Raw genomic sequence first — 22,019 nt, 5'->3', positions numbered from 1 at the left:
TGATGGAGTAGATACTTTTGAATGGACAAAATCCCCGGTAAATTGGCTGGATTTTCTGGAGGTGCTAAAACAAAGAGCCCTTCCTTAAATAAAGGAGGGCTTGACACCGCTACTCTTATTATTTTCCGTTTCTATACCGATTTTGTTAAGCCAATACGAGTGATCATGGTGTCATACGGATCTAATTCCATCGTTTGTTTGCCATATTCCGTATCAACCGTCGTTCTTTGAAGTTGATCGCTATTGTTAATAACCACCAACATTTTACTTTCTGGATAATAAGCACACTCTGTATATAGGTTATCCGTAATGTACTTCGTTTCATGTAACTCATTACCTGCAAAGCGAATCATATTCAGCAACAACCTTGTGTTTTCCCAGCTGAATTCGAATGAAGGAAGGTAAATTCCCTGTCCTTTACCGAAGGCATGTGTAGACAGTGTTATCATACCACTTGCTTCCTCCACTACCGCAGCTGACCCATCCGTAAGATAAATGCTATTCTTTGGCGTTATACTTGCCCCCTCAGGCACCAAACCATACTCATCCCTAACCTCATGTGTCCATCTTCCATGACCTACCCTGGAGCCTGTATCCTCATCCAGTCCGAGAACATGCGCCATTCTAAAAAAGCTGTCGTGACCTTCTACCGCCGAAGGCTGATTGATGCCAATAAAGATACCACCTTCGTAAACCCATTGGGTCAGTAAGTCCACACACTTGTTGTCATTCCAGTACTCCCCACCACTCCATGCTGAACCAGCAGAGCCGGCATTGATCACTACATCACAATCCTGTAGAATTCCCTGACGGATATCTTCAAAGTCAATGAACTGCACTTCAATCGGCAATCCAGATAAAGCTTCATTGACATGAATCAAATCATGCATATACGTTTCATGGAAATGTCCGGACAAGGTCCACGATCTCAATTTTCCCCAGCTATGCAGAATAGCTACCTTCGTCTTCATATGATAGGGTTTGCCTTCGTGGTGCAGTTCTTTAATTTCTCTGAATTCATTGGCAATCTTTTCGATGTAATCGCAAAAATCCGGGTAAGGCTCTACAAGGTGCAAATATCCGCCCAATCCAATCCGGTCAATAGGCTCCCGCAGCAAGGCGCGCCGGATATTAATCCAATACTTTTTGGCATCCAGCGTGGGGTCGCCCCCCTCCATAAAGGTAGGAAGCCCGCCTAAGCCAACCGGAAATAAGTATGGATGCAGCCGAATCTCATGCGTATTCACTTTCACACCTGAACACAGCCTCGCCTCATAACCTGAGAACACACATTTGATCAATCCGTCAAAACCAAGCTCTTGGAAACGGTCATTATAGGGCTCCATACCAACCCAACTGTCATCATAAAACACATAGGCCAGCTTGTCGTGCTTATGCACAATATCAATTAATTTCTTGCCAAATTCGATTACAAAATCATTGATAAATGCCATCCAATCCAGCTTGCGCTGCTCAGCCGGGATATGACTGACGCGGTATTTCCCGCCATTCACAAAATCCTCGGCAGTCATCGAATACCCGTATTTCTTGGCAAACAGATCAAGCGCCCTTGAGCTTACCGTAAAATCGTATGAACCCCAGTCAGAGAACAGATGGCGATTGCGCTCACTACTGCCCCAGATCCAGGCGAAATTATAAAATAAGGAAGTGAACCGAACAACCGTGGTCTCCTTATGCTGAAGGCACCAATCTTCCATCCAATCCAGCAGATACTGTTGCGTTTCTGCATAGATAGGATCAATCTGCATCAAATGCTCTTTGTCCCAATGATTCGTGGTGTGATTGTACATGGAAATCTCTTCCCAGATCCGGTAGGCCATAAAGCTTACCGTGTATTTATGCCAAGGAACAATTCCGGTAATGACCACATTTCCGGATTCCCTTTCATAATTCCACTGTTCTCTTGGAACTTCCTCTCCGGTCGTTCTGTCAAAAACCTGCCAATAGTTAAACGCCTCTTTGGAATCATTCACTTTGAACTGTTCAGCAAAAAAATCCTCCATCAGATAGATGGATACATAATCTTGTACAGCTACCTTTGGATTTGTAATTAAAAAACACTGCTGCAGCTTATCCAGATGGTGGGACGCCCACTCATTATGATCTCTGATGATACAGATTGTCGAATATATGCCGTACCCAGCGTTAATAATCTCATCGGACAATTGCGTGCCGTCACTATCACGGATGACATCGGCACCCCACCGTTCAGCTAATTTCAGGGTCAGCGCCTCATAACCGGATTCTCCCGGTAGTGTAAAGTTCCCCGTAGTTTGTTTGGACAACTTGCTTCCCTCCTAATTCAACATATCAGACAGAAAGGCCAATGCCAGGCCTTGACCCCAGCCCTGAATCCAGTCCTTTGGAATATTGCGATACCCATCCCGATCTTTCATAACCGCTGTGCCGCCCGACACACCTAGTACCCGACCGTCCTCGCTAATATGGTTCAAGATGCCCTCCAATGCCTTTTGCACGTACTTGGTATGCAGCGGATTGCCGTTATTGATCATGGCCGCCGCGATACCGCAAGATGCCGACACTTCTTCATAGGACTCCTCGTCATCCAGTACCGTCCGCCACAAACCATTCTCCGTTTGAACACCCTTTAGTGCCGCCAGTTGATCCCGAAGCGAACACTCTACGTCCATGCATTGCGGATACAAGTACCAGTCTTTTAAATGAATTTTGACTTGCGACATGGTATATGCTCCCCAAGCATTCGCTCTCCCCCAGAAAAATCCGGACATGTGATCCTGCTTGACATTATTGTAGCCATGGTACCAGAGACCGCTACTAGGGTCTTGCAGGTATTTGATATGCCAGTAATATTGATTTAAGGCGTCCTGGATCATTGCCTCATCCTTTAATTTGGTTCCTACACGCAGCAGAAAAAATGCCGCCATAAACAATGTGTCCGCCCATGCCTGTTCTGGAAAATCATTAGCCACGGATACCGTATGCTGCAAAACATGGTCTCCGAACCGGAGAGCATTGTTTTGGATGTAATCCACCTTGCTCATCACAATATCCCAATATTTTGGGTCTCCTGTTTCTTCATACAACGTGATCAGCATATGGCCCATAGCACATGTGTTTACCGTCCAGTGCGGCAGACCCAGCTCGATATATTCATCCGCCCACTGCACAAGCATATTTAAATACTCTTTATTTCCTGTTTTCGTATAGGCTCTGGATACACCATAGTAAGCCACACCGCAGGGCCAATCCCACGTTAAATCCATCGTCATGGTTTTTCTGACGACTTTGTCGATAACTTTTAATATCTCTTCCTTGTCACAAACCAATTGAAGCATCTTTATTCCCCTCTCTTAGCGCCCACGCTCCCCAAAGCGCTTGAGAGCTGTTCGTCACTATTTTGAAAACGCTTTACTTATTCCATTCTACGCAGTAAAATAGTCTCCATCTAAGCATATTCGCAACAAAACTGCGCATTTCCAATCATTTATGTGAGGATTTTACAAAATCCTGATGTATATCTGCTGGTTAAAACCAAAGTCATGGGGGTATTGAATATGCCCAGAAAAAAGAAGCCCGTTATAGAATATCGACACTATAGCTTGCCCATAAATTTCCCTGTCTTGCTATTAAGCGGTGAACGTTGGAAGATTTCTGATATTAAAAGTGAGCATCTCCATTTCCATAACCATTTGGAGATTGGTATATGCTATTCAGATAGCGGCGTCATGGAGATCAAAGGAGAATCTGTACCCTTCAAAGCCGGCGATGTGACCTTCATCCCCAGGTATCTTCCTCATACCACGTATAGTTCGCCAAATACAGCCAGTCTGTGGTCTTATATCTTTTTTTCACCAGAGGATCTCTTTCAACATTCATTTAAAAGTGCTTACAGCAACTTCGAACCAAATTTGTGGGTGGTGAAGGGAAAAAACTGTATATTGAATAAGGAGCAGTATCCCAAGGTTTATACACTTGCAACTTCGATCGTAGAAGAATTAAAACAGCAGAATCCTTACTATCAGGAAAGTGCCTATGGCTTATTGCTATCCCTTTACATAGAACTCCTTAGAATTCATTCCAGGAATGAACTGTTGGCAGATCAAGAAACAGAGCATAGCCTGAAAAACGATTTTGTCATTTCTCCGGTTTTGGAATACATCACGAAAAACTATATGAACCCCATTACGATGGATTTTTTGGCCGACCTGTGCCATTTAAGTACAACTCATTTTCGAAGAAAATTCCATGAAATTATGGGGACGTCGCCTCTCGATTTCCTAAACAGCACCCGAATCGAAGAGGCTTGCAAGCAGTTAAAAAGCACGGAGGATTCTATTCTTTCGATCTCCGAACAAGTCGGTTTTCACTCCATTTCCAGCTTCAACCGTTGCTTCTCCAGGCTTATGGGAAAGCCGCCAAAAGAATGGCGTAAAGGGGCACAATCTGAAGCGCAATCTGCGAAAGCGTCTATACTGGAGTTTACGGGATGGGTTTAGCATAACAGCAGAAATAAACTTGATAAAACGAACTCAACCTCATGAATATGGATTAAACCTGAGCCATATAAATATAGTCTGCATGTGGAGCCTAAAAATAAACGTAATGATGAAATCGGTGAATCTCACAATATGACAACAGATGTTATATTATACTTTGGTTGAAGTTAAACAAAGGAGATGCTTATGATGAATCAAGAACTAAATCAACAATTAGGTGAGATTATTGAGCAGTTCATACATTCATTTATAGCAGAAAACAATAACATTCGATCTCAAAAAGTAATCAACACTGCAGATGGGGATACAATAGCTCATTTAAGGGGAATTGGTTTTCCGAAAAAAGGAAGACCGATACAAGAGGTCGTCGATGAAATGAGGAAAAACGTCTATCCTCACCAAACCTTCATGCAACACCCTCGCTTTTTCGCATTGGTTCCTGGTCCAATGTCTCTTTACTCGTGGTTAGGAGATATCATGACTAGCGCCTATAATACCCATGCCGGAAGCTGGATGCTGAGTTCGAGCGCAAGCCTTTTAGAGGGGGAAGTGATACGGTGGATGTGTGACCAAGCAGGATATCCCAATACTGCTGGAGGCTTATTTCTGTCGGGCGGATCGCTGTCGAATTTGACCGCTTTAGCGGCTGCACGCAATGCAAGGTTATCCGAGCAGGAATATGCCATTGGAACTGCTTATGTTTCAGATCAAACTCATTCATCGGTCGCCAAAGGGCTACGCATCCTCGGATTCCGTAGTGATCAAATCAGAAAGGTTCCAAGTGATAAAAATTTTCGTATGGATGTTTCAGCCTTAGAGAAAAAAATAATGGATGATCAGGCGACTGGCATGAAACCTTTTGCGATCATTGCCACGGCAGGCACAACCAATACAGGAAGCATTGACCCGCTAAACGATATTGCTGACCTATGTGAAAAACATAACATTTGGTTACACGTGGATGGAGCTTACGGTGCATCGATTTTGGCCTCTTCGAAATATAAGCCCCTTTTGAGCGGAATATCGCGTTCAGATAGCATTACCTGGGATGCACATAAATGGTTAATGCAGACCTATTCCTGTAGCGTAGTTTTAGCCAAAGAAAATCAACAGCTCAGAAACTGCTTCAGCACACATCCAGAATATTTGAAAGATGCCGAGACTAATGAAGAACATATTAATTATTGGGATCTGGGTCCTGAATTAACCCGGCCTGCTCGAAGTTTGAAACTATGGGTGACACTACAAGCTTTAGGAACTAATGCTGTCGGTGAAGCCATAGAGCATGGAGTTCAACTCGCAGAATGGGCTGAAGATGAAATCAAAAAACATAATCATTGGGAAATTGTATCCCCCGCTAAGTTAGCGATTGTTAACTTTCGATATGCGCCAACTGGATTATCTGAGCAAGAATTAGATTCACTGAATAGAAGGATCTCCCAAGAAATGACGACAAACGGATACGCCTCTGTGCTTACAACACAACTTAATGGAAAAACGGTTCTCCGAATCTGTGCAATTCACCCGGACACTACGGAAGATGAGATAAGAAATACAGTTCAGCTTTTATCGAATATAGCAAGATCATTGAATGAGAGAAAAGTTTTTTTGCGATGAAAAATTTTGAAACTAATTGCTACGATTTCTGTAAATAAGCGAAAATATTCAGCATCACACAAATAAGAGGGGCACGCCGCCCCTCTTTGCTGTTTTCCCAGACATCCAAATTATTTGCCATTGTGCAATGCAGCAACAATGAACAGCACTTAATCCTGACACGACGTGCCCCCATCAATGAAAGTTATTTATTTTCATAACGTACTACGCCGTAGTTCATAAAAATACTGCACAATGGGATGCTTTAACTTCATCTTCTCGGTCATGTTTAATATTCGTTTTTTTCCAACTCGTCTGTCCACTAAAGCTAAAATATTCAATAAGATATCATTACTCTCTAAGCTTTCCTCTATAGAATTAGTTAAAAATTTATTAGCTACAACATTAAAATTAGCCTTGCTTAATGAGGCCTGTGCTGAGAAAAGCTCCTTTGCATGTTCTGATATTTTTCTACCTCTTGCAATTACTTGTAGACGCTCCTCGGGAACGTTACCATTAGTATCTTTTCTGACCGTTTCAATGTCTTCATTGCTGATAGGAACTTGGATATCTGGATCATTCTTGATTTCCAACTCCGTCTGATACCATTTGATCGAACTAGTGATATCATTCATATTGAGTATGTTCTTCTTATCTACAGTTATATAACAGATTCCAGACTTATCAGGCAAATAACGGTAACTGGTCGCTCGGTATTCGACTCTTCCGTCTAATGCAGGACAGCGGAAGCTCTCCAGTTGTTGCTTCAATTTACTCCAGGACATATATCCTCCTATGTTTTCAATGCCTACTAACAGCCCGTCTCCCAACTTGGCAATTTAATTTCCACGTTCCTCTACCTCATCATGATCCTTGCTTCCAAACTCATCAAGCAATGTACGCACTTCACTTGTTGATTTGGCGTTCATTAAGCTGTTTCTGAGTTCACTTGCCCCTCGGAATCCACGGACATATATTTTGAAGAAGCGGGCGAGAGGGCTGAACGAACGTGGCTCCTGCGCTGAATAATGATCATGGAGATCTAGATGAAGCCGTAGCAGTTCAAGCAATTCCTCACTGCTGTGTTCCTTCGGCTCCTTCTCAAACGCAAATGGATTCTGGAAAATACCACGCCCAATCATAATGCCATCCACACCATATTGCTCAGCGAGCTTCAAGCCGGTCTGACGGTCCGGAATATCTCCGTTAATGGTCAGCAGTGTATCTGGTGCCACCTCATCACGAAGTTTCTTAATCTCCGGAATTAGTTCCCAGTGAGCGTCTACTTTACTCATTTCCTCTCTTGTCCGCAGATGAATGGACAAATTCACAATGTCTTGTTTCAAAATATGGGTCAACCAGTCGCGCCATTCGTCTACGGTAGTGAAACCGAGCCTTGTTTTTACACTGACGGGCAGTCCCCCGGCTTTAGCGGCCTGAATGATATCCGCTGCGATTTCGGGACGGCAGATCAGGCCGCTTCCCTTCCCATTCTCGGCTACATTCGCTACAGGACAACCCATATTAATATCGATGCCTTTGAAGCCTTCTTTCGCCATACCGATGCTCATTTCACGGAAATATTCCGGCTTATCTCCCCAGATATGGGCCACCATGGGCTGTTCATCCTCTGTAAAAGTCAAACGCCCGCGTACACTTTTGTTCCCCTCCGGGTGACAATAACTCTCTGTATTCGCAAACTCCGTAAAAAACACATCCGGTCTGGCTGCTTCACTTACGACATGGCGAAACACAACATCCGTCACATCTTCCATCGGTGCCAGTATAAAAAAAGGTCGTGGCAAATCACGCCAAAAATTATTCGTCATATCAAAAACTCCTCTATAAATACCAGGACAAATCTTTGGTCCCAAAATGGTAAAGCTAACCTGTTCATGTCCTTGCTTCTTCTTCACATATAACATGTTTAAGCAACGTAGTTCAAACGGCAGTATATGTTAAGCATAGACATCTAAATGAGTATATCATACTCAATAGAGGAGCATACTCCCCAAAAGACTCGCAAAAAAAAGGAAGAGCGCAGCCCCTCCTTGCCATCTTCTATAACGTACTGCACCGCAGTTCATAGAAATACTGCACGGCATAACTTCCCCCAGCCTACGTCGTTCCCATGCGAATAGCTTAAAAAAAGAGCCGAGGAATAATATCCTTGACCCTTTTCGTCAATTTCTACACATGAATACCTAAAATTTTCAGCTGATGCCACACGAGCATATTTATCAACATCTACACGATTTAGGTACGTTTCGATAATCTTATTGATGTTTTTATCAGTAAGTTTGTTTTGATTTTCACCTTTTTCAAACGCCAATACACCTCAACTACTAGCCTTTTCTGACCAACAGCGCAACACTCTCCACATGAACCGTATGCGGAAACATATCTACAGGCTGTACTTCCACTGTTTTATACCCGCCATCCTCCAGTATCTTTAAATCCCGCGCCAGTGTGCTTGGGTTACAGGATACGTACACCACGCGCTCTGGCTTCATCTCCAGAATGGTGTCGAGTAGGCGTGGATCACAGCCCTTACGGGGCGGATCGACGACGATAACGTCGGCGGTGATGCCTTGCTCTTTCCACGCAGGAATGACGTCCTCGGACGCGCCTACCTCAAATTTCACATTACGCATTTCGTTCAACAGCGCATTACTTCGTGCATCGTCGATGGCTTCTTTGACGATCTCCACCCCATACACCTGGTCCGCATGCTGAGCGAGGAACAGAGAAATCGTACCGATGCCGCAATACGCATCAATCACCGTTTCTTTGCCTGTGAGCCCGGCATATTCGACGGTTTTGCCATACAGCACTTCCGTTTGTACGGGATTCACCTGATAAAAGGATCTTGGGGAAATCGCAAACTGTACGTTTCCAATGTAGTCGTAGATCACGTCACGACCCCACAGTACACGAGTCTCGTCGCCAAAAATAACGTTCGTTCGCTTTGTATTCACGTTCTGGCATATGCTTGCCACGTGTGGAATATGCTCACGGATACTGCCGATCCACGCATCTGCATGCGGAATATCTCGTCCATTCGTGACGAGCACCAGCATCATTTCACCCGTGCGAAAAGCGGTCTTTACAACGACATGGCGCAGTAGCCCACGTCCGGTTTCTTCATTATATGCACTGATGCCCAGCATTCGGCCAATCTCTTTCACACGTGCGACCACTTCGTCATTACGCTCGTCCTGAATGAGACAGGTGTTCATATCCACAATCCGATGGCTGCCACGTGCGTAGAAGCCACCGACAAGCCCGCCCTCGGTGACACCAATCGGCACCTGGGCTTTGTTGCGATATCGCCAAGGCTCACTCATACCGAGTGTATGATGCACGACTACGCCATGTACACTCGACAAATCAACGGACGTGCCGTCGTCACTAGCCACACTCAGCTTCCCGATACGCTCCAGCACATCCACGACATGCTGGCGTTTCCAGCTGAGCTGCGCTTCGTAGCTCATATGCTGGATCTGGCAGCCACCGCATTGATCGTAGATAGCGCACGGAGCTGCAATCCGGTCGGGGCTAGCCTGCGCGATATCCAGCAGCTTGGCATAGCCATACTGCTTTTTCGTTTTCAGCACCTTTACTCGCACCTTTTCACCCGGTAACGCACCTGGAACGAACAGCGTAAAACCCTCGACACGTCCTACACCCTCGCCATCGTGGTTCATGCCGATGATGTCTATCACGGCCTCATCGTTCTTTTGTACAGGCAGATCGCTACGCTCTACACTAGACCGGTTACGATTGGAAGCTTCCTGACTTCGTCCACCGTTGGAAGAACGACGAGTATCTCGTCCGTTCTTTCTCTTCTTCCGATCCGAATCATTCATATTTTCATTCACATTTCCATTTTTATGTTTGATTTCGGCTTGAAGTAGCCCATTTTCAGCTCTGACTTGAGACTGTTCCGGTTCGCTCTCTCTTGTCGCCTTCATAGTCTTTTTGTACTGCTTTCCTTGAACAGGAGTTGCTGTTGCTGCATTCCGGCGGCTTTTTCCACGTCCGCTACGGTTATTCGTCATGAATGTCACTTCTTTCTGATCTTCTTTTTATGCGGTATTTTCTTTCGTACGTCTAATTTGAATGGTCATCTAAACATACAAACATCAACTCGAAAATGCCGTTACTCCCCACGGAGAACGGCAAGAACCAATATGCTCACACAAAAAAACAACTACCTACTCTGCATTCCATATACTATATTGCGTTGCCGTCCGGAAGCAGAAATATTTCCTCATCATTCCTCACCGGAAAACATTCAAATGATGAGGTAAATTCCGGAAGGTCGCTGGCAAAGTGCCCCCCAGTTCGCCATCCAGATTAAGCTGGACATAGCCGGGTGAGGTCACTTCCATGTAATCTGTTTTGAAATAAACAATCTTCTTGTCCTGCAAATGCTCACCACGCAGCGCGAGTGTTACCAATCGGATCATTTCCGCCAGATTGCATTTCCGCACAGCGATGACGTCAAGCAGTCCATCATCTATTGTCGCCCCAGGAGCAAGCTTTTCAAACCCGCCCACCGAATTCGTATTCGCAATCAGGAAAAGCATAAATTCGTCGTGGATCACTTCCTGACCCGATGCCTTGATGATCAGCTCCTGTGGAGCAAGGCTGACCATTTTCTCCATACCTTTAAAATAGTACGCCAACTGGCCAATCATCGTCTTTAGCTTGCTTGGAACTTCATACGTAAGCTCGGTTAAAGTTCCCCCGCCTGCAATGTTGATAAAGTAGCGGTCGTTCGCTTTTCCGATATCCAGTGGCTTTGGATTTTGACGAATAACGAGGTCGCAATAATCCTCCCAGTGCTTGGGGATGCCCAGTGCTCTGGCGAAATCATTCGTCGTCCCCAGAGGAAACACACCTAGGGGCGGGCGGTTTTCTCTTTCAGCCATCCCGTTAATGACCTCATACAATGTACCGTCGCCACCAGCGGCGATAATCATGTCATACCCACGCTCAATGGCCTCTATTGCGGCACGTGTTGCGTCCCCTTCACCCGTAGTTGCATGGCAAGAGGCTTCAATACCACCTTCATCCAGGCGCTGCAAAACATCCGCAAGACGACGCTTCATTTCCTCACGCCCAGAGGTCGGATTATAGATTAATCTAGCTCTTTTCATTCCGTTACGCCACCCGTATATTTAATGATATTTATATTCACATCGCAGTTCATCATATTCAGTCTGTACAAAATATCATCATACTGGAAAAAGACCTCTTTTACAATAAAAGAAGCCAGACTTTGCCCAAATAAGGAAATTTAAGGCTGAAATGACGTTATAGCCGAACCAGACTATCTATTACTTGACCTCGCTTGCTTCTGCATGCTTTGCAATAATTCATGAATTTGCCTGTCCATCCAGCTTGTGAGCAAAGGATGCGGCAATAAAGGATCTCCCGAATAACGGTATTCGAGCCCCTGCAAGCGTTTAGGAATCATACGACTTGTAAAATATCCCGAACTCAAAAATAACGGCGCCACAATAACATCATGACCCCGCTCCTGATTCCAGTACGCTGCCTTGTCGTACACACTCTCGGGATTTAGCAAAGCGTAGTCCGTGATGATACCACTCACGTTTTGCACCGTACGGGCCAACGAAGAAATCCCCTGCTCCCAGCGCTGAAAAAAGCCGTTATGCACACTGCCGTGACCTACGAGTAAAATAACCTCTCTCGCAGGGTCGGCTGATAGCGGGCGAACCTTGTCCCACACCATGTGAGCAACATCTTCTCCGTCATCCAGCGGGCTACCAAAATGCACTCGCGCTTTCAATCGAAACGGCTCCAAATCTGTTTCTTTGTCCGGCGCATCTTTGACACCCAGCGCATAGCTAATCTCATCTACATGCGTACTACCTGATGACACAAACAAAGGAATAACCAATATATCTGTTACACCCAAGGCTTCCAGACGGTCAATACCATTTTGAATCAATCTTTCTTTAACCGTTTCCAAAAATGAAACCTCTACTGGTATTTCTTCCGGCAAATGAAGCTTTGCAACTGCCTGATCCACCTGTTCTACCCAATATGGCTCCCTAGAGCCATGGCTGATGACCAGTATCCCAGGGCTCCGCATTAGCGTCCCAGACGTTCCAGAGTCATTTTGTACCCGTCATTACCGTAGTTCAGGCAACGTTTAACACGTGAAATGGTAGCTGTACTGGCTCCTGTCTCTGCTTCAATCTGATTATATGTGCTGCCTTTGCCTAGCATACGGGCAACCTCCAGACGTTGGGAGAGGGATTGAATTTCGTTAATCGTGCACAGATCATCAAAAAACACATAGCATTCTTCCAAATTTTTAAGAGTTAAAATAGCTTCGAACAATTGATCAATACTTTTATCATTAAGCTTTTTAAGCTGCATGGATTATCATCTCCCAAGGTTACGATCTCTCCTCATTGTACCTGAGGAATAGTCAGTTTTTCAAGCATTAACGGTTTCACGCATTACAGAACAACATTATGATCATAGAAACATACCGTACGAATGCCCAAATCCGCTTTTATACCTGATTTCGGGACACGCGCCTAAACCCACTGTGCGTTTGTAACATACAGTAGAGTATCAACCTGCAAAGGAATGTGATCTCATGCCTGGACATTACTATCATCGGAGAACGCAAACGCGTTCCATTTCCGATCCGTATAGTTCAACTCCCTATCCTGGACTCGATCCATACAGCGAGGTTCCGCAAGTCGATTCCTCCGCACTGGTTCCTTACGAGGCGCCAGCGAGTATAACAGACTCTGCCGTGGTTACACCAGACCCCGCCCCTGCCAAAGGAGGACTGCTTGGCGGCCTTGGCAATCTTGGTAATCTCAACGATATTAAAGGTATTATTGACCGTATGGGCGGTATTGACGGGATTGTTGCTACGGTCGGCAAGGTACAAAAGATCATGTCTAGCGTACAGCAATTTGCTCCGATGGCAAAACTGATTATGGGCTCGCTCCCAGCATTCAACAAAAACGCAAGCAAAAAATCTACAACACAAATTACTGAGGAACTGGATGAATATACACCACCACGCCGACGCCGGAAAAAGACACAGCGCAAAAGTAGCACTACCCCGCGCAGACGTCCGCGCAAACGCACAAGAAAGTAGACTATACTATTTGAACCAGCCTCGGCGCATAAACCAGACCACCATGGCAACACTCAACAAAAACATGAAGAACAGTACGCCAAAATATCCATATTTCCAGCCCAACTCGGGCATATTCGAAAAATTCATACCATAGATTCCTGCAATCAGCGTCAAGGGCATAAAAACGGTCGTAATTACGGTTAGCGTCTTCATAATTGAATTCATGCGGTTGGAATTGAGCGATATATAACTGTCTCTCAGGTCGGCTGTCATCTCGCGGTCGGCCTCCAGCATGTCTGTCAACTTCAATAAATGATCATATATATCGGTAAAATAAGCCATATGATCTCCTTGGCCCTGCACATGCTGTGAATTCAAAACTCGGTACATCAGATCACGCATAGGTACGATGGTACGGCGCAGCTTGAGCAGCCTGCCACGCAGGTCAAACACCTGCTTCATTAATTCCTCTACGGATTCGCGACCGCCCAAGCCCTCCAGCTCAGCCAATTCGTCCTCAATCATAAAAAGGCTCGGAAAATAGTTATCTACCAGCTTGTCCATCACCGTGTAGGCTGCAGCCAGCGGTCCTCGCGACCATATTTTGCGTTCATTCGCATGCTGGACAATCCGCTCCCAGGCTTGATCCAGCTCCTCTAACTCATGATGGTGATATGTAACCAAAAAACGACTGCTAATAAACATATCCACTTCTTCCGCAGCTAACGTATCTGCATCAAGCGCATGCACGACCAGAAACTGCACATCCTCGTAATAATCCAATTTGGGACGTTGCAGAACATGCATACAATCCTCCACAGCCAATGGGTGAAAATGAAAATAACTCGTCAGCAGCTCCGTCTCGCGATCTGTAGGCTCGCTAAAATCTACCCACATCCATATGTAATCCTCCATGACGATCTGATCCAATGGTTTTCCCACTGTTACCTGATGATCATGACCTATAGCCAATGTACGTATCACCGTACGTCCCCCTCGCTTACACTTCCGTCTGATATGTCATTTATATTTTATATAAGCCAATCAGCATTATACAAATCTCACGCTCTACATTCCCATACACTAAATAAGAAAAGGATATCTCCGGGTCAACAAGCCGTCCCAAGATATCCTTTATCCTCGTGCAGAGCAGTTCTTATCTTCAAAGCAAGCCTTCCACTTCAGAATTTTGCAAAATTCTCACTTATGAAAATAAACATCATAAGCCACAAAGCGGTCGGATGCTTACCTCGTATATCCCCCTCGGCGCAGCAAGCACCGAGCTGCGTCGCGCCCTCTTCCCCTGCACCCACTCATTCAAAAGTGAGGCAGGCTCATGGCACGAAAAGGGCAATCAGCGAGCCGTAGCGTAGCGGTCCATTTGAATCTGGAGAAGCGGAGCGTTCGCCTTTGCCCCTGTATTTTAACCTTTTCATGTGTTATACAATCCAAAAAAATTCAGGGGCAACAGCGATCGAAAGATCAAATGGAACGCGGAGCGTCTTACAACGAGATCCCCGCCTACATCCACAAACCCTGCCTCACTTTTAATCCTCTTACAATACTTTTTCTAAGAAACTAATGGTCCGCTCGTTTTTCGGATTACCAAATACCTCTTGTGGCGTTCCTTCTTCTACGATGTAACCACCGTCCATAAACACAACACGGTCGCTTACTTCGCGTGCAAAACCCATCTCATGCGTTACGATCATCATCGTCATGCCTTCACGCGCCAGATCATTCATTACGCCAAGCACTTCGCCCACCATTTCAGGATCGAGCGCCGAGGTCGGTTCGTCGAACAGCATAATGTCCGGGTTCATGGCCAGCGCACGTGCAATCGCCACACGCTGCTTCTGACCGCCGGAAAGCTGTCCTGGCAGTGCATCTGCCTTATCGGCCAACCCCACACGATCCAGCAGCTTCATGGCCGTTTCCCGGGCCTCTGCCTTAGACTGCTTCCCCAGTTCAGTCGGCGCGAACATAATGTTCTTAAGCACGGTCATATGCGGAAACAGATTGAAGTGCTGAAATACCATACCTATATTTTCACGAACTTTGTTAATGTCCACGTTTTTGTCACTCAAGTTGTAGTCATCGACAATGACCTCACCTGCGGTAATTTCTTCAAGCATGTTCATACAACGCAAAAACGTACTTTTTCCCGAACCAGAGGGGCCAATGACACACACAACTTCGCCTTCACGTACTTGCATGTCGATGCCCTTTAGCACTTGGTTACTACCATAGCTTTTTTTAAGATTTTTAACGATAATTTTACCCACGGCGAACTCTCCCTTCAAGACGGTTGGAAATTTTGGTCAGGACTGTAATGACGATAAGATACATCACCGCTACTACCAGCCAAATATCAAAGGATTGGAATGTCCGCGCAATAATGATCTTACCCGATTGGGTCAATTCGACCAGACCGATAACAGACAAAATGGACGTATCCTTCAACGTAATAACCAACTGATTGATAAACGACGGGATCATGATTTTCACAGCTTGTGGCAAAATGATTTTAAGCATAGCCGTCCGATAGGGTAGACCAAGCGAACGAGCTGCTTCCATTTGTCCCGGATCAATGGACTGAATACCACCACGGATAATCTCAGTTACATACGCACCCGCATTCAGGGATAGCGTCAATACAGCCGCAACAAAAAGTGGCATTTTGAAGTCCAGTGCCTGTGGAATACCAAAGTAAATAAAGAAAGCAAGCACGATCAGCGGAATACCGCGGAATATATCGACGAAAACAGTTGCAATACCACGGAACACCTTGTTATGGCTTACTTTCATAAAGCCAAACACCAATCCTAGAATAAAGGCTACGAGTAAAGATACAAGTGTGTACAACAACGTATTTCCCATGCCTTTAATCAGCGAAGGCAGCGAAGCGGAAATCAGTCCCCAGCGGCTGGTCTCTACAGGCGCCACACCTTTGCCCGATTCGCCAAGGTATTTAGCCAAAATCTTATCGTATTCCCCGCTATTACGCAGATTAACAAGCCCTGCATTAAATTTCTCCAGCAACTCCTTGTTTTTGCCTTGGTTAACAGCAAACCCGTAAGAAGCACCTTTTTCCTTATCTGTTACCAGCTTAAGGCCGTTGTTCTGGTTTACACCGTATGCCAGTACCGGATAGTCATCAAAGCAGGCAACCGAATTACCTGTTTTAACTTCATCATACATTTGAGAAGAATCGTCGAACGGTACTGTAGTAAAGCCGTATTTGGCCTTAATGGATTCAGCGAATGTATAACCTTCCGTGCCTGTTTTGACAGCGACACGCTGCCCTTTCAAGTCCTCATAGCGTTTAACCGTATCATTATCCTTGCGGACCGCCATGACGACGCCTGAATCAAAATAAGGCTCAGAAAAATCAAATTTCCGCTTGCGTTCATCGGTAATACTCATCCCGGCAATGACACCATCCACTTGATTCGTTTCAAGGGCCTGCACTGCCGCGTTAAAGCCAAGAGGCTTAATGGTATATTCAAAATTCTGATCCTTGGCAATAGCTGCCAGCAAATCCATATCAATTCCGACGAATTTACCATCTACATCTTCAAACTCAAAAGGCGCGAACGTTGTATCCGTGCCGATATCATACTTTGTTTTATTTTCTGCATGTGCCACTACACCGAAATTACCGGCCAGGGCAACCACAAAAAACAAACAAATGATAAGTGCTATTAGTTTTCTAGATTTTTGCATAATTTCCTCCAGTCAGTTGAACGGTTCAAAGTTTTCTGTTTATTTTACAGGAGTTATTAAAAATTGACTACTTTGATGTCAGGTATTTTTGAAAAACGTTTCATGGAACTATCTGGAGGTGTAAACTTTGAAGAAGCCGTTTTGCCCCAGAATGCCAATAAGCCCCTGCCGCAAAAAGCGGACGGAAGCTTATTGTGTGTTCTATAGTGTGTACCTATTTTTCAAGAAATAATAACGAACTAGAAAAGAATTTTGAAAATCAATCCAGATAACAGCGCAGCAATCGGTATCGTTATCACCCAAGTAATAATAATTCGACCGGCCAGCGACCAACGCACAGCGGAAAAACGCTTCGCAGAACCCACACCCAAAATAGCCGAAGTAATGGCATGAGTGGTACTTACGGGCAAATGAAGCAATGTAGCTGTGAAAATAACAGAGGCTCCCGAAATGTCGGCTGCAAATCCGTTAATTGGCTCGATTTTAAAAATCTTGGTTCCCATCGTCTTGATGATTTTCCAGCCCCCGATAGATGTACCTAGCGCCATGGCTGTTGCGGCTGAAATTTTTACCCACATGGGTACTTCCAAATGGTCCTGATACCCCGACGAAACGAGTGCGAATGTAATAATCCCCATCGCCTTTTGAGCATCATTCGTACCATGCGTGAACGACTGAAGCGCTGCTGTAATGACCTGCATTGTACGGAACCCTTTGTTCACCGTATGCGGACTACGATGAGCGAAGATGTATTTTAAAATCATCATCACGATGTAACCGACAACAAAAGCAATCAACGGGGAGAAAATAAGTCCTTCGACAATCCCGATGAAGCCGCTCCAGTTTAATTTTTCCGATCCTGCACCTACATACACCGCTCCAGCCAATGCACCAATCAATGCATGAGAAGAGGATGAAGGAATACCGAACCACCAGGTTAAGAGGTTCCAGATAATCGCAGCGATCAGCGTCGCAATGACGATATCAATTCCATTCGTAAGCTTGGTTGGATCAGCCACACTTCCACCAATCGTCTTCGCAACCCCTGTAAACAATATTGCCCCGAGAAAGTTCATGACCGCAGCCATAATAATCGCACGTCGCGGGGTCAATGCACGGGTCGATACCGAAGTTGCAATCGCGTTCGCCGTATCATGAAACCCATTAATAAAATCAAATGCCAGAGCAAGAAAAATAACAATACCCAATACCAGTAAACTTGTATCCATGTAAAAGGACTCCTTACGAGTTACGCATAATGATGGATTCCAGCATATTTGCAACATCCTCGCATGAATCCGTTGTCGTTTCAAGGCGTTCGTACAATTCTTTGCGTTTAATCAGTTCAATAGGGTCAGTTACAGTTGCAAACAGGTTTTTGATGCAAATACGCAACAATTCATCCCCCTGATTTTCCAAATCATTCAGACGAATAGTGTATTCACGAATGGCCAGCAATTTTTTCTGCGAAAGCAAATGTACAGCTTTCTGAATTTCGTAAGCTGATTGACGCAAAATATCAGCGAACTGCACAATATACTCGTCCGGCTCCGTAATGTTGTACATATAAAAACGGGAAGCCGTCGCTTCAAGACCGTCCAACACATCATCCATGGTTGTTGTCAGTTCCATGATGTCGTCGCGTTCCAACGGCGTAATGAAGGTCTTGTTCAGTTCAGTAATAATCGTGTGTGTGTAATCATCACACTTATTTTCATACTTCTTCATTTCATTTGTAAACAAAGTCACATCTTGAAGATTTGAAGTATGTTGGGCAAAATAATCGGCTGCTTGCACGATCGTATCTGCCATATTTTCCAACGTCTCGAAGAATATATCCTTTTTCTTCAATCTCATAACGATTACCCCTTTACGAAAATATCCGCAACCTGTTTCGACTGCAATAGACAACCTTTGCTATCTTATCACACTCATCAATGTTTTTGTAATGTTTGTAAAAGCAAATTTCATGATATACGTATACAGTGCCCGACATATAAGCTCATTATCCGACAATTTTTTCCTAAAAAGGTGTAATTCGTTTTCTAATTCGCTTCTATGGTTACATGTTCCTTTAGTGGCGTATCTGCAGGCACCACATGTATATAGGATGTACCTGGCGTTAACGGAATTTCAACCCCATTCTTCATAAAACGAATCGCATCACCTGGCGTATGTTGCCACTCAGCCTGTATTAACTGTCCTTGTTGAAACACCATGGCCTCTCCGCTGCCGTCCAGTTCAACACTTAATCTGCCTACATCATCCAACGTTCGATGCCTGGTGCTCATCACAATGACATTGGCTGCTGAGAGCTGTTGGTTATTATTTTGATCCACATGTGACTTTTCGTTCACAAAACGCTTATATTGTTGATCCGCTGGATCATAGGTATAAGATACCCGGTAGCTTTTAAGCAAAAACCGGATTTGTAAAGATGTTGCAGTCTCGTCCACCATAACTGGGGTTTCGCCGGATTTAAGGTAAGTATATACTGGAACGTCCGTATGCGTAGCATACCCTTTACTATCGCTTCCTTTGCGCAGTCTATTCACGTCCGTGTATAGATTATGCGGAGGACGACGATCTTTGCTTCGCCAGAAGTATGCCCCTCCATTTGAAATCTCATCTAAATGTTCCTTCCGCTGCTGCTGTAAAATCGCATAGGCATCTGTGCTTCCCCCTGCGTGTATCGGCAACGCACCATAAGTTTCGCCCAGCTCAATCAAATACGGACGAATGCTACGGACCGGACCAACCTTTACATCTCCGCCATGACTTTGGAAAAAAGCGACCAGACGGGTAATTCCGCCTTCTGCAAGAACTTCATATACCATATCTGCCTGACTAAGTCCTGCCTGCGGACGTGCTGCTGGAGCATTGTTAATCATGACAGCGAGCGGTCGCTCCAAAACTGGCTGCTCCACCGGAAGACCGGTAAGCGGAGCTGTAAATGCCGGAGTAGACTGCTCCTTCGGCGGTTCAAGCGCCTCCTTCTCTGTTTTATGCTTGGTCGGTTGAGGAACGGGTTCAGTATCTCCCGTATTGGACATAGCAGAACAAGACATCAGCGTCATGCATAACAGAGCTGAGGCCATTACACGCAACCAATGATTTCGTTGGGAAATGGGCCCGGACAAGTTCATCCCTCCACTTCGTTATTTTTCTCATTATAAGCTTTATTTCCTGTTTTTGTCTTGATTGAAGCATGACCTCTCTATAGAATACTTATCTGAAGACATTAAAATTTTAAAAATATTCAGACTTTGTGATTTTTATCACAAATAACTGTAACTGAACCTACTACAATAAAGGTGTAGCAAAGATGATCATCCCAACAAAATGAAATACAACCAACATTATAGATTAAGAAAGAGGAGTGGTTTGAATGTTTAATAGCTGGTTACGTGAGAACAAAGTCGCAATGTGGTTGCTGACTGTCGTACGGGTTTATCTAGGTTATGAATGGATGACTCACGGACTTGAAAAGCTGACAGGTGGATTCGATGCAGGCGGATTTATCTCGGGGGCCATTGCTAAAACAGGTGGAGACCATCCCGCTGTACAAGGCTGGTGGGGATCGTTCCTCGAAGCCTTTGCCCTGCCGAATGTAGGTTTGTTCAACGTCCTGATCCCGTTGGGTGAGTTCTTGGTCGGGGTTGGCCTGCTTCTCGGTACATTGACTACACTGGCTGCTTTGATGGCCATGGTTATGAACTTCTCGTTCCTGTTCTCGGGTACAGTAAGCACCAATGCAATCTACCTGCTGTTTGAAATCTTCCTCGTAGTTGCTGGCGCAAATGCCGGAAGAATTGGCTTTGACCGTTGGGTACTGCCCTTCCTGCGTGGACTGTTTGGTAAAAATAAAGATACCTTTCCAGCGGACCCTAGTCGAAAAATCGCTTAAACATCCCCCAAATAACCGTTATCCTCCGGGATAATGGTTATTTTTTGCGCTGTTATGCTCACAAGGAGGATTTTAGCTCCTCCTAACTCGGACTCTTTTATCGGATTCATTATCCTCCCCAAACGTTTACAAGTTGGATACAACATGGAATGCTCACGATACATTTACCCTATACACTACAGTTACATCAAAGAACGTAATGGAGGGTTATATCATGAAAAAAATCACCAAAGCCTATCTCATGCTCGCAGCAGTAACTTTCACAGTGCAGACTATGGGATCGGGATATACGGCATCAGCCCAAGCGGCGACGTCTACTACGACATCTCAGGCAGAAAGTGTACAACATATCTCCAAGACCTTCGAGCAGCTACTAGGCCAACCCGGCAAGCTATCTCAGGCATTCACTTATTTGCAAAAGCATATTCAATCCATTCCAGCTTCTCAAGCTACCCTCATGGTGCTTCATCTGGAAAATGCACAGAACCAGCAATTGGATTCCTATGCACAGACCCTATACCCGACCTCTGTTCAAACCAAAATAAATCAAATCTATAAACCCGGTGATTCGTTCACAAATGTAATCAGCCGTACAAGCGATGCGAACCTGAAAAAGTTGCTAACTCAAACAAGAGATGCCGGCTACAAACTTGAAACCGCAGAAGGCATGTATTACCCAATCATCAACTATGAAAAATATAAAGTATTCGGGAAGCACACCACGGTAGATATCCGCAGCTATATTGACATCATGTCGATGGAATCCGGACAGGCTGCTACCAAAGATGCCGCGCTCCGTATCGGCTATCAACAGTTAGCCGGACGAGTGCTGGCACAGGAATTGTTTTTAAACCAATATCCACATTCCAATCGTACACAAGCTATAAAAAAATTGCACGATCTGTACTTTTTCTATACTTTCTACGGCACGAACAATACGCCATTATTCGATCATGATACCGGGAAGATTCATCCGTATGCCAAAAAAGGGTATCAATGGTTCGTTCAACGTAATATGGATTCGAAGAGCACCTATATTCAAAAGCTGAAAGCATTTATGACACTGTTGGATCAAAATGGAGATCAACGTACTTCGCAGGTATCCACTTGGCTAAAAAAGAACGTGCCTTCTAATTAATCGAAGACGCAA

21 protein-coding genes are annotated in these 22,019 nt (G+C 44.9%); 6 read left to right on the top strand and 15 right to left on the bottom strand.

The annotated features are described in order from the left end of the window. Positions 1-131: 131 nt before the first annotated feature. Complete coding sequence (gnpA, locus tag MKY98_RS04590) at positions 132-2,306, bottom strand: 1,3-beta-galactosyl-N-acetylhexosamine phosphorylase (protein WP_069012889.1); 2,175 nt, start codon at positions 2,304-2,306, stop codon at positions 132-134. A gap of 12 nt (positions 2,307-2,318) precedes the next feature. Continuing rightward, entirely contained in the window at positions 2,319-3,338 is a 1,020-nt protein-coding gene (locus MKY98_RS04585) for a glycoside hydrolase family 88/105 protein (protein WP_069012888.1), read from the bottom strand. Positions 3,339-3,557: 219 nt separating this feature from the next. Here MKY98_RS04585 and MKY98_RS04580 point away from each other — a divergent pair, with 219 nt between their 5' ends. Both MKY98_RS04580 and MKY98_RS04575 read left to right on the top strand, forming a co-directional pair. Then, positions 3,558-4,499 (top strand): AraC family transcriptional regulator, encoded by a 942-nt coding sequence (locus tag MKY98_RS04580; protein WP_069012887.1) that lies wholly within the window; start codon positions 3,558-3,560, stop codon positions 4,497-4,499. 186 nt (positions 4,500-4,685) lie between these two features. Further along, on the top strand, positions 4,686-6,116 hold the full coding sequence (locus tag MKY98_RS04575; protein ID WP_069012886.1) for a pyridoxal phosphate-dependent decarboxylase family protein: 1,431 nt from the start codon (positions 4,686-4,688) through the stop codon (positions 6,114-6,116). 194 nt (positions 6,117-6,310) lie between these two features. On the opposite strand, the gene MKY98_RS04570 is transcribed toward MKY98_RS04575, so the two are convergent. The 7 genes from MKY98_RS04570 to MKY98_RS04540 form a co-directional block, all read right to left on the bottom strand. Further along, positions 6,311-6,880, bottom strand: coding sequence for an SF0329 family protein (locus tag MKY98_RS04570; protein ID WP_069012885.1), 570 nt, complete (start codon positions 6,878-6,880; stop codon positions 6,311-6,313). Between the two features lie 54 nt (positions 6,881-6,934). Continuing rightward, complete coding sequence (locus MKY98_RS04565) at positions 6,935-7,924, bottom strand: tRNA dihydrouridine synthase (RefSeq protein WP_013308869.1); 990 nt, start codon at positions 7,922-7,924, stop codon at positions 6,935-6,937. A 254-nt stretch (positions 7,925-8,178) separates the two neighbouring features. Continuing rightward, positions 8,179-8,427 carry an N-6 DNA methylase gene (locus MKY98_RS27035; RefSeq protein ID WP_069012884.1) on the bottom strand — a complete coding sequence of 83 codons (249 nt, stop codon included), beginning with the start codon at positions 8,425-8,427 and terminating at the stop codon, positions 8,179-8,181. Positions 8,428-8,440: 13 nt separating this feature from the next. Continuing rightward, positions 8,441-10,156 carry a 23S rRNA (uracil(1939)-C(5))-methyltransferase RlmD gene (gene rlmD / locus MKY98_RS04555; protein WP_069012883.1) on the bottom strand — a complete coding sequence of 572 codons (1,716 nt, stop codon included), beginning with the start codon at positions 10,154-10,156 and terminating at the stop codon, positions 8,441-8,443. A gap of 222 nt (positions 10,157-10,378) precedes the next feature. Beyond that, a complete protein-coding gene (locus MKY98_RS04550) occupies positions 10,379-11,260 on the bottom strand; it encodes a diacylglycerol kinase (RefSeq protein WP_013308843.1) in 882 nt (293 codons plus the stop codon). 173 nt (positions 11,261-11,433) lie between these two features. Then, entirely contained in the window at positions 11,434-12,222 is a 789-nt protein-coding gene (locus MKY98_RS04545) for a sirohydrochlorin chelatase (protein ID WP_069012882.1), read from the bottom strand. Then, positions 12,222-12,512, bottom strand: coding sequence for a YerC/YecD family TrpR-related protein (locus MKY98_RS04540; protein WP_007428885.1), 291 nt, complete (start codon positions 12,510-12,512; stop codon positions 12,222-12,224). Before MKY98_RS04540 ends, MKY98_RS04545 begins: the two co-directional genes overlap by 1 nt. Before the next feature lie 226 nt (positions 12,513-12,738). Here MKY98_RS04540 and MKY98_RS04535 point away from each other — a divergent pair, with 226 nt between their 5' ends. After that, positions 12,739-13,254, top strand: coding sequence for a tyrosine protein kinase (locus MKY98_RS04535; protein WP_069012881.1), 516 nt, complete (start codon positions 12,739-12,741; stop codon positions 13,252-13,254). A gap of 6 nt (positions 13,255-13,260) precedes the next feature. Here the strand turns inward: MKY98_RS04535 and corA are convergent, their stop codons facing one another. The 3 genes from corA to MKY98_RS04520 all read right to left on the bottom strand — a co-directional run bounded on the left by corA (position 13,261) and on the right by MKY98_RS04520 (position 16,962). Continuing rightward, the gene (gene corA, locus MKY98_RS04530) at positions 13,261-14,220 is read right to left on the bottom strand and encodes a magnesium/cobalt transporter CorA (RefSeq protein WP_069012880.1); all 960 of its coding nucleotides are present in this window, start codon (positions 14,218-14,220) and stop codon (positions 13,261-13,263) included. Positions 14,221-14,792: 572 nt separating this feature from the next. Beyond that, positions 14,793-15,521, bottom strand: coding sequence for an amino acid ABC transporter ATP-binding protein (locus MKY98_RS04525; protein ID WP_029517121.1), 729 nt, complete (start codon positions 15,519-15,521; stop codon positions 14,793-14,795). Beyond that, entirely contained in the window at positions 15,514-16,962 is a 1,449-nt protein-coding gene (locus tag MKY98_RS04520; protein WP_029517122.1) for an amino acid ABC transporter substrate-binding protein/permease, read from the bottom strand. Before MKY98_RS04520 ends, MKY98_RS04525 begins: the two co-directional genes overlap by 8 nt. Positions 16,963-17,025: 63 nt before the next feature. Between MKY98_RS04520 and MKY98_RS04515 the strand changes: the two genes are divergently transcribed. Beyond that, positions 17,026-17,169: a hypothetical protein gene (locus MKY98_RS04515; protein WP_155271710.1), complete on the top strand. Its 144-nt coding sequence runs from the start codon at positions 17,026-17,028 to the stop codon at positions 17,167-17,169. A gap of 32 nt (positions 17,170-17,201) precedes the next feature. On the opposite strand, the gene MKY98_RS04510 is transcribed toward MKY98_RS04515, so the two are convergent. From MKY98_RS04510 to MKY98_RS04500, 3 genes are all read right to left on the bottom strand, one after another. Further along, positions 17,202-18,191: an inorganic phosphate transporter gene (locus tag MKY98_RS04510; RefSeq protein WP_029517123.1), complete on the bottom strand. Its 990-nt coding sequence runs from the start codon at positions 18,189-18,191 to the stop codon at positions 17,202-17,204. Between the two features lie 13 nt (positions 18,192-18,204). Further along, positions 18,205-18,819: a DUF47 domain-containing protein gene (locus MKY98_RS04505; RefSeq protein ID WP_007428879.1), complete on the bottom strand. Its 615-nt coding sequence runs from the start codon at positions 18,817-18,819 to the stop codon at positions 18,205-18,207. A 188-nt stretch (positions 18,820-19,007) separates the two neighbouring features. Beyond that, positions 19,008-20,102 (bottom strand): DUF3048 domain-containing protein, encoded by a 1,095-nt coding sequence (locus MKY98_RS04500; RefSeq protein WP_069012879.1) that lies wholly within the window; start codon positions 20,100-20,102, stop codon positions 19,008-19,010. Between the two features lie 248 nt (positions 20,103-20,350). Here MKY98_RS04500 and MKY98_RS04495 point away from each other — a divergent pair, with 248 nt between their 5' ends. Both MKY98_RS04495 and MKY98_RS04490 read left to right on the top strand, forming a co-directional pair. Beyond that, positions 20,351-20,869 (top strand): DoxX family membrane protein, encoded by a 519-nt coding sequence (locus tag MKY98_RS04495; protein ID WP_029517125.1) that lies wholly within the window; start codon positions 20,351-20,353, stop codon positions 20,867-20,869. A gap of 214 nt (positions 20,870-21,083) precedes the next feature. Then, positions 21,084-22,007: a hypothetical protein gene (locus tag MKY98_RS04490; protein ID WP_069012878.1), complete on the top strand. Its 924-nt coding sequence runs from the start codon at positions 21,084-21,086 to the stop codon at positions 22,005-22,007. The last annotated feature ends 12 nt before the right edge of the window (positions 22,008-22,019 follow it).

The organism is Paenibacillus sp. FSL M8-0228 (assembly GCF_038007385.1).
GTDB lineage: Bacteria > Bacillota > Bacilli > Paenibacillales > Paenibacillaceae > Paenibacillus > Paenibacillus polymyxa_D.
The sequence above is the reverse complement of the archived record's forward strand: the minus strand, read 5'-3'. Positions and strand labels throughout refer to the sequence as shown.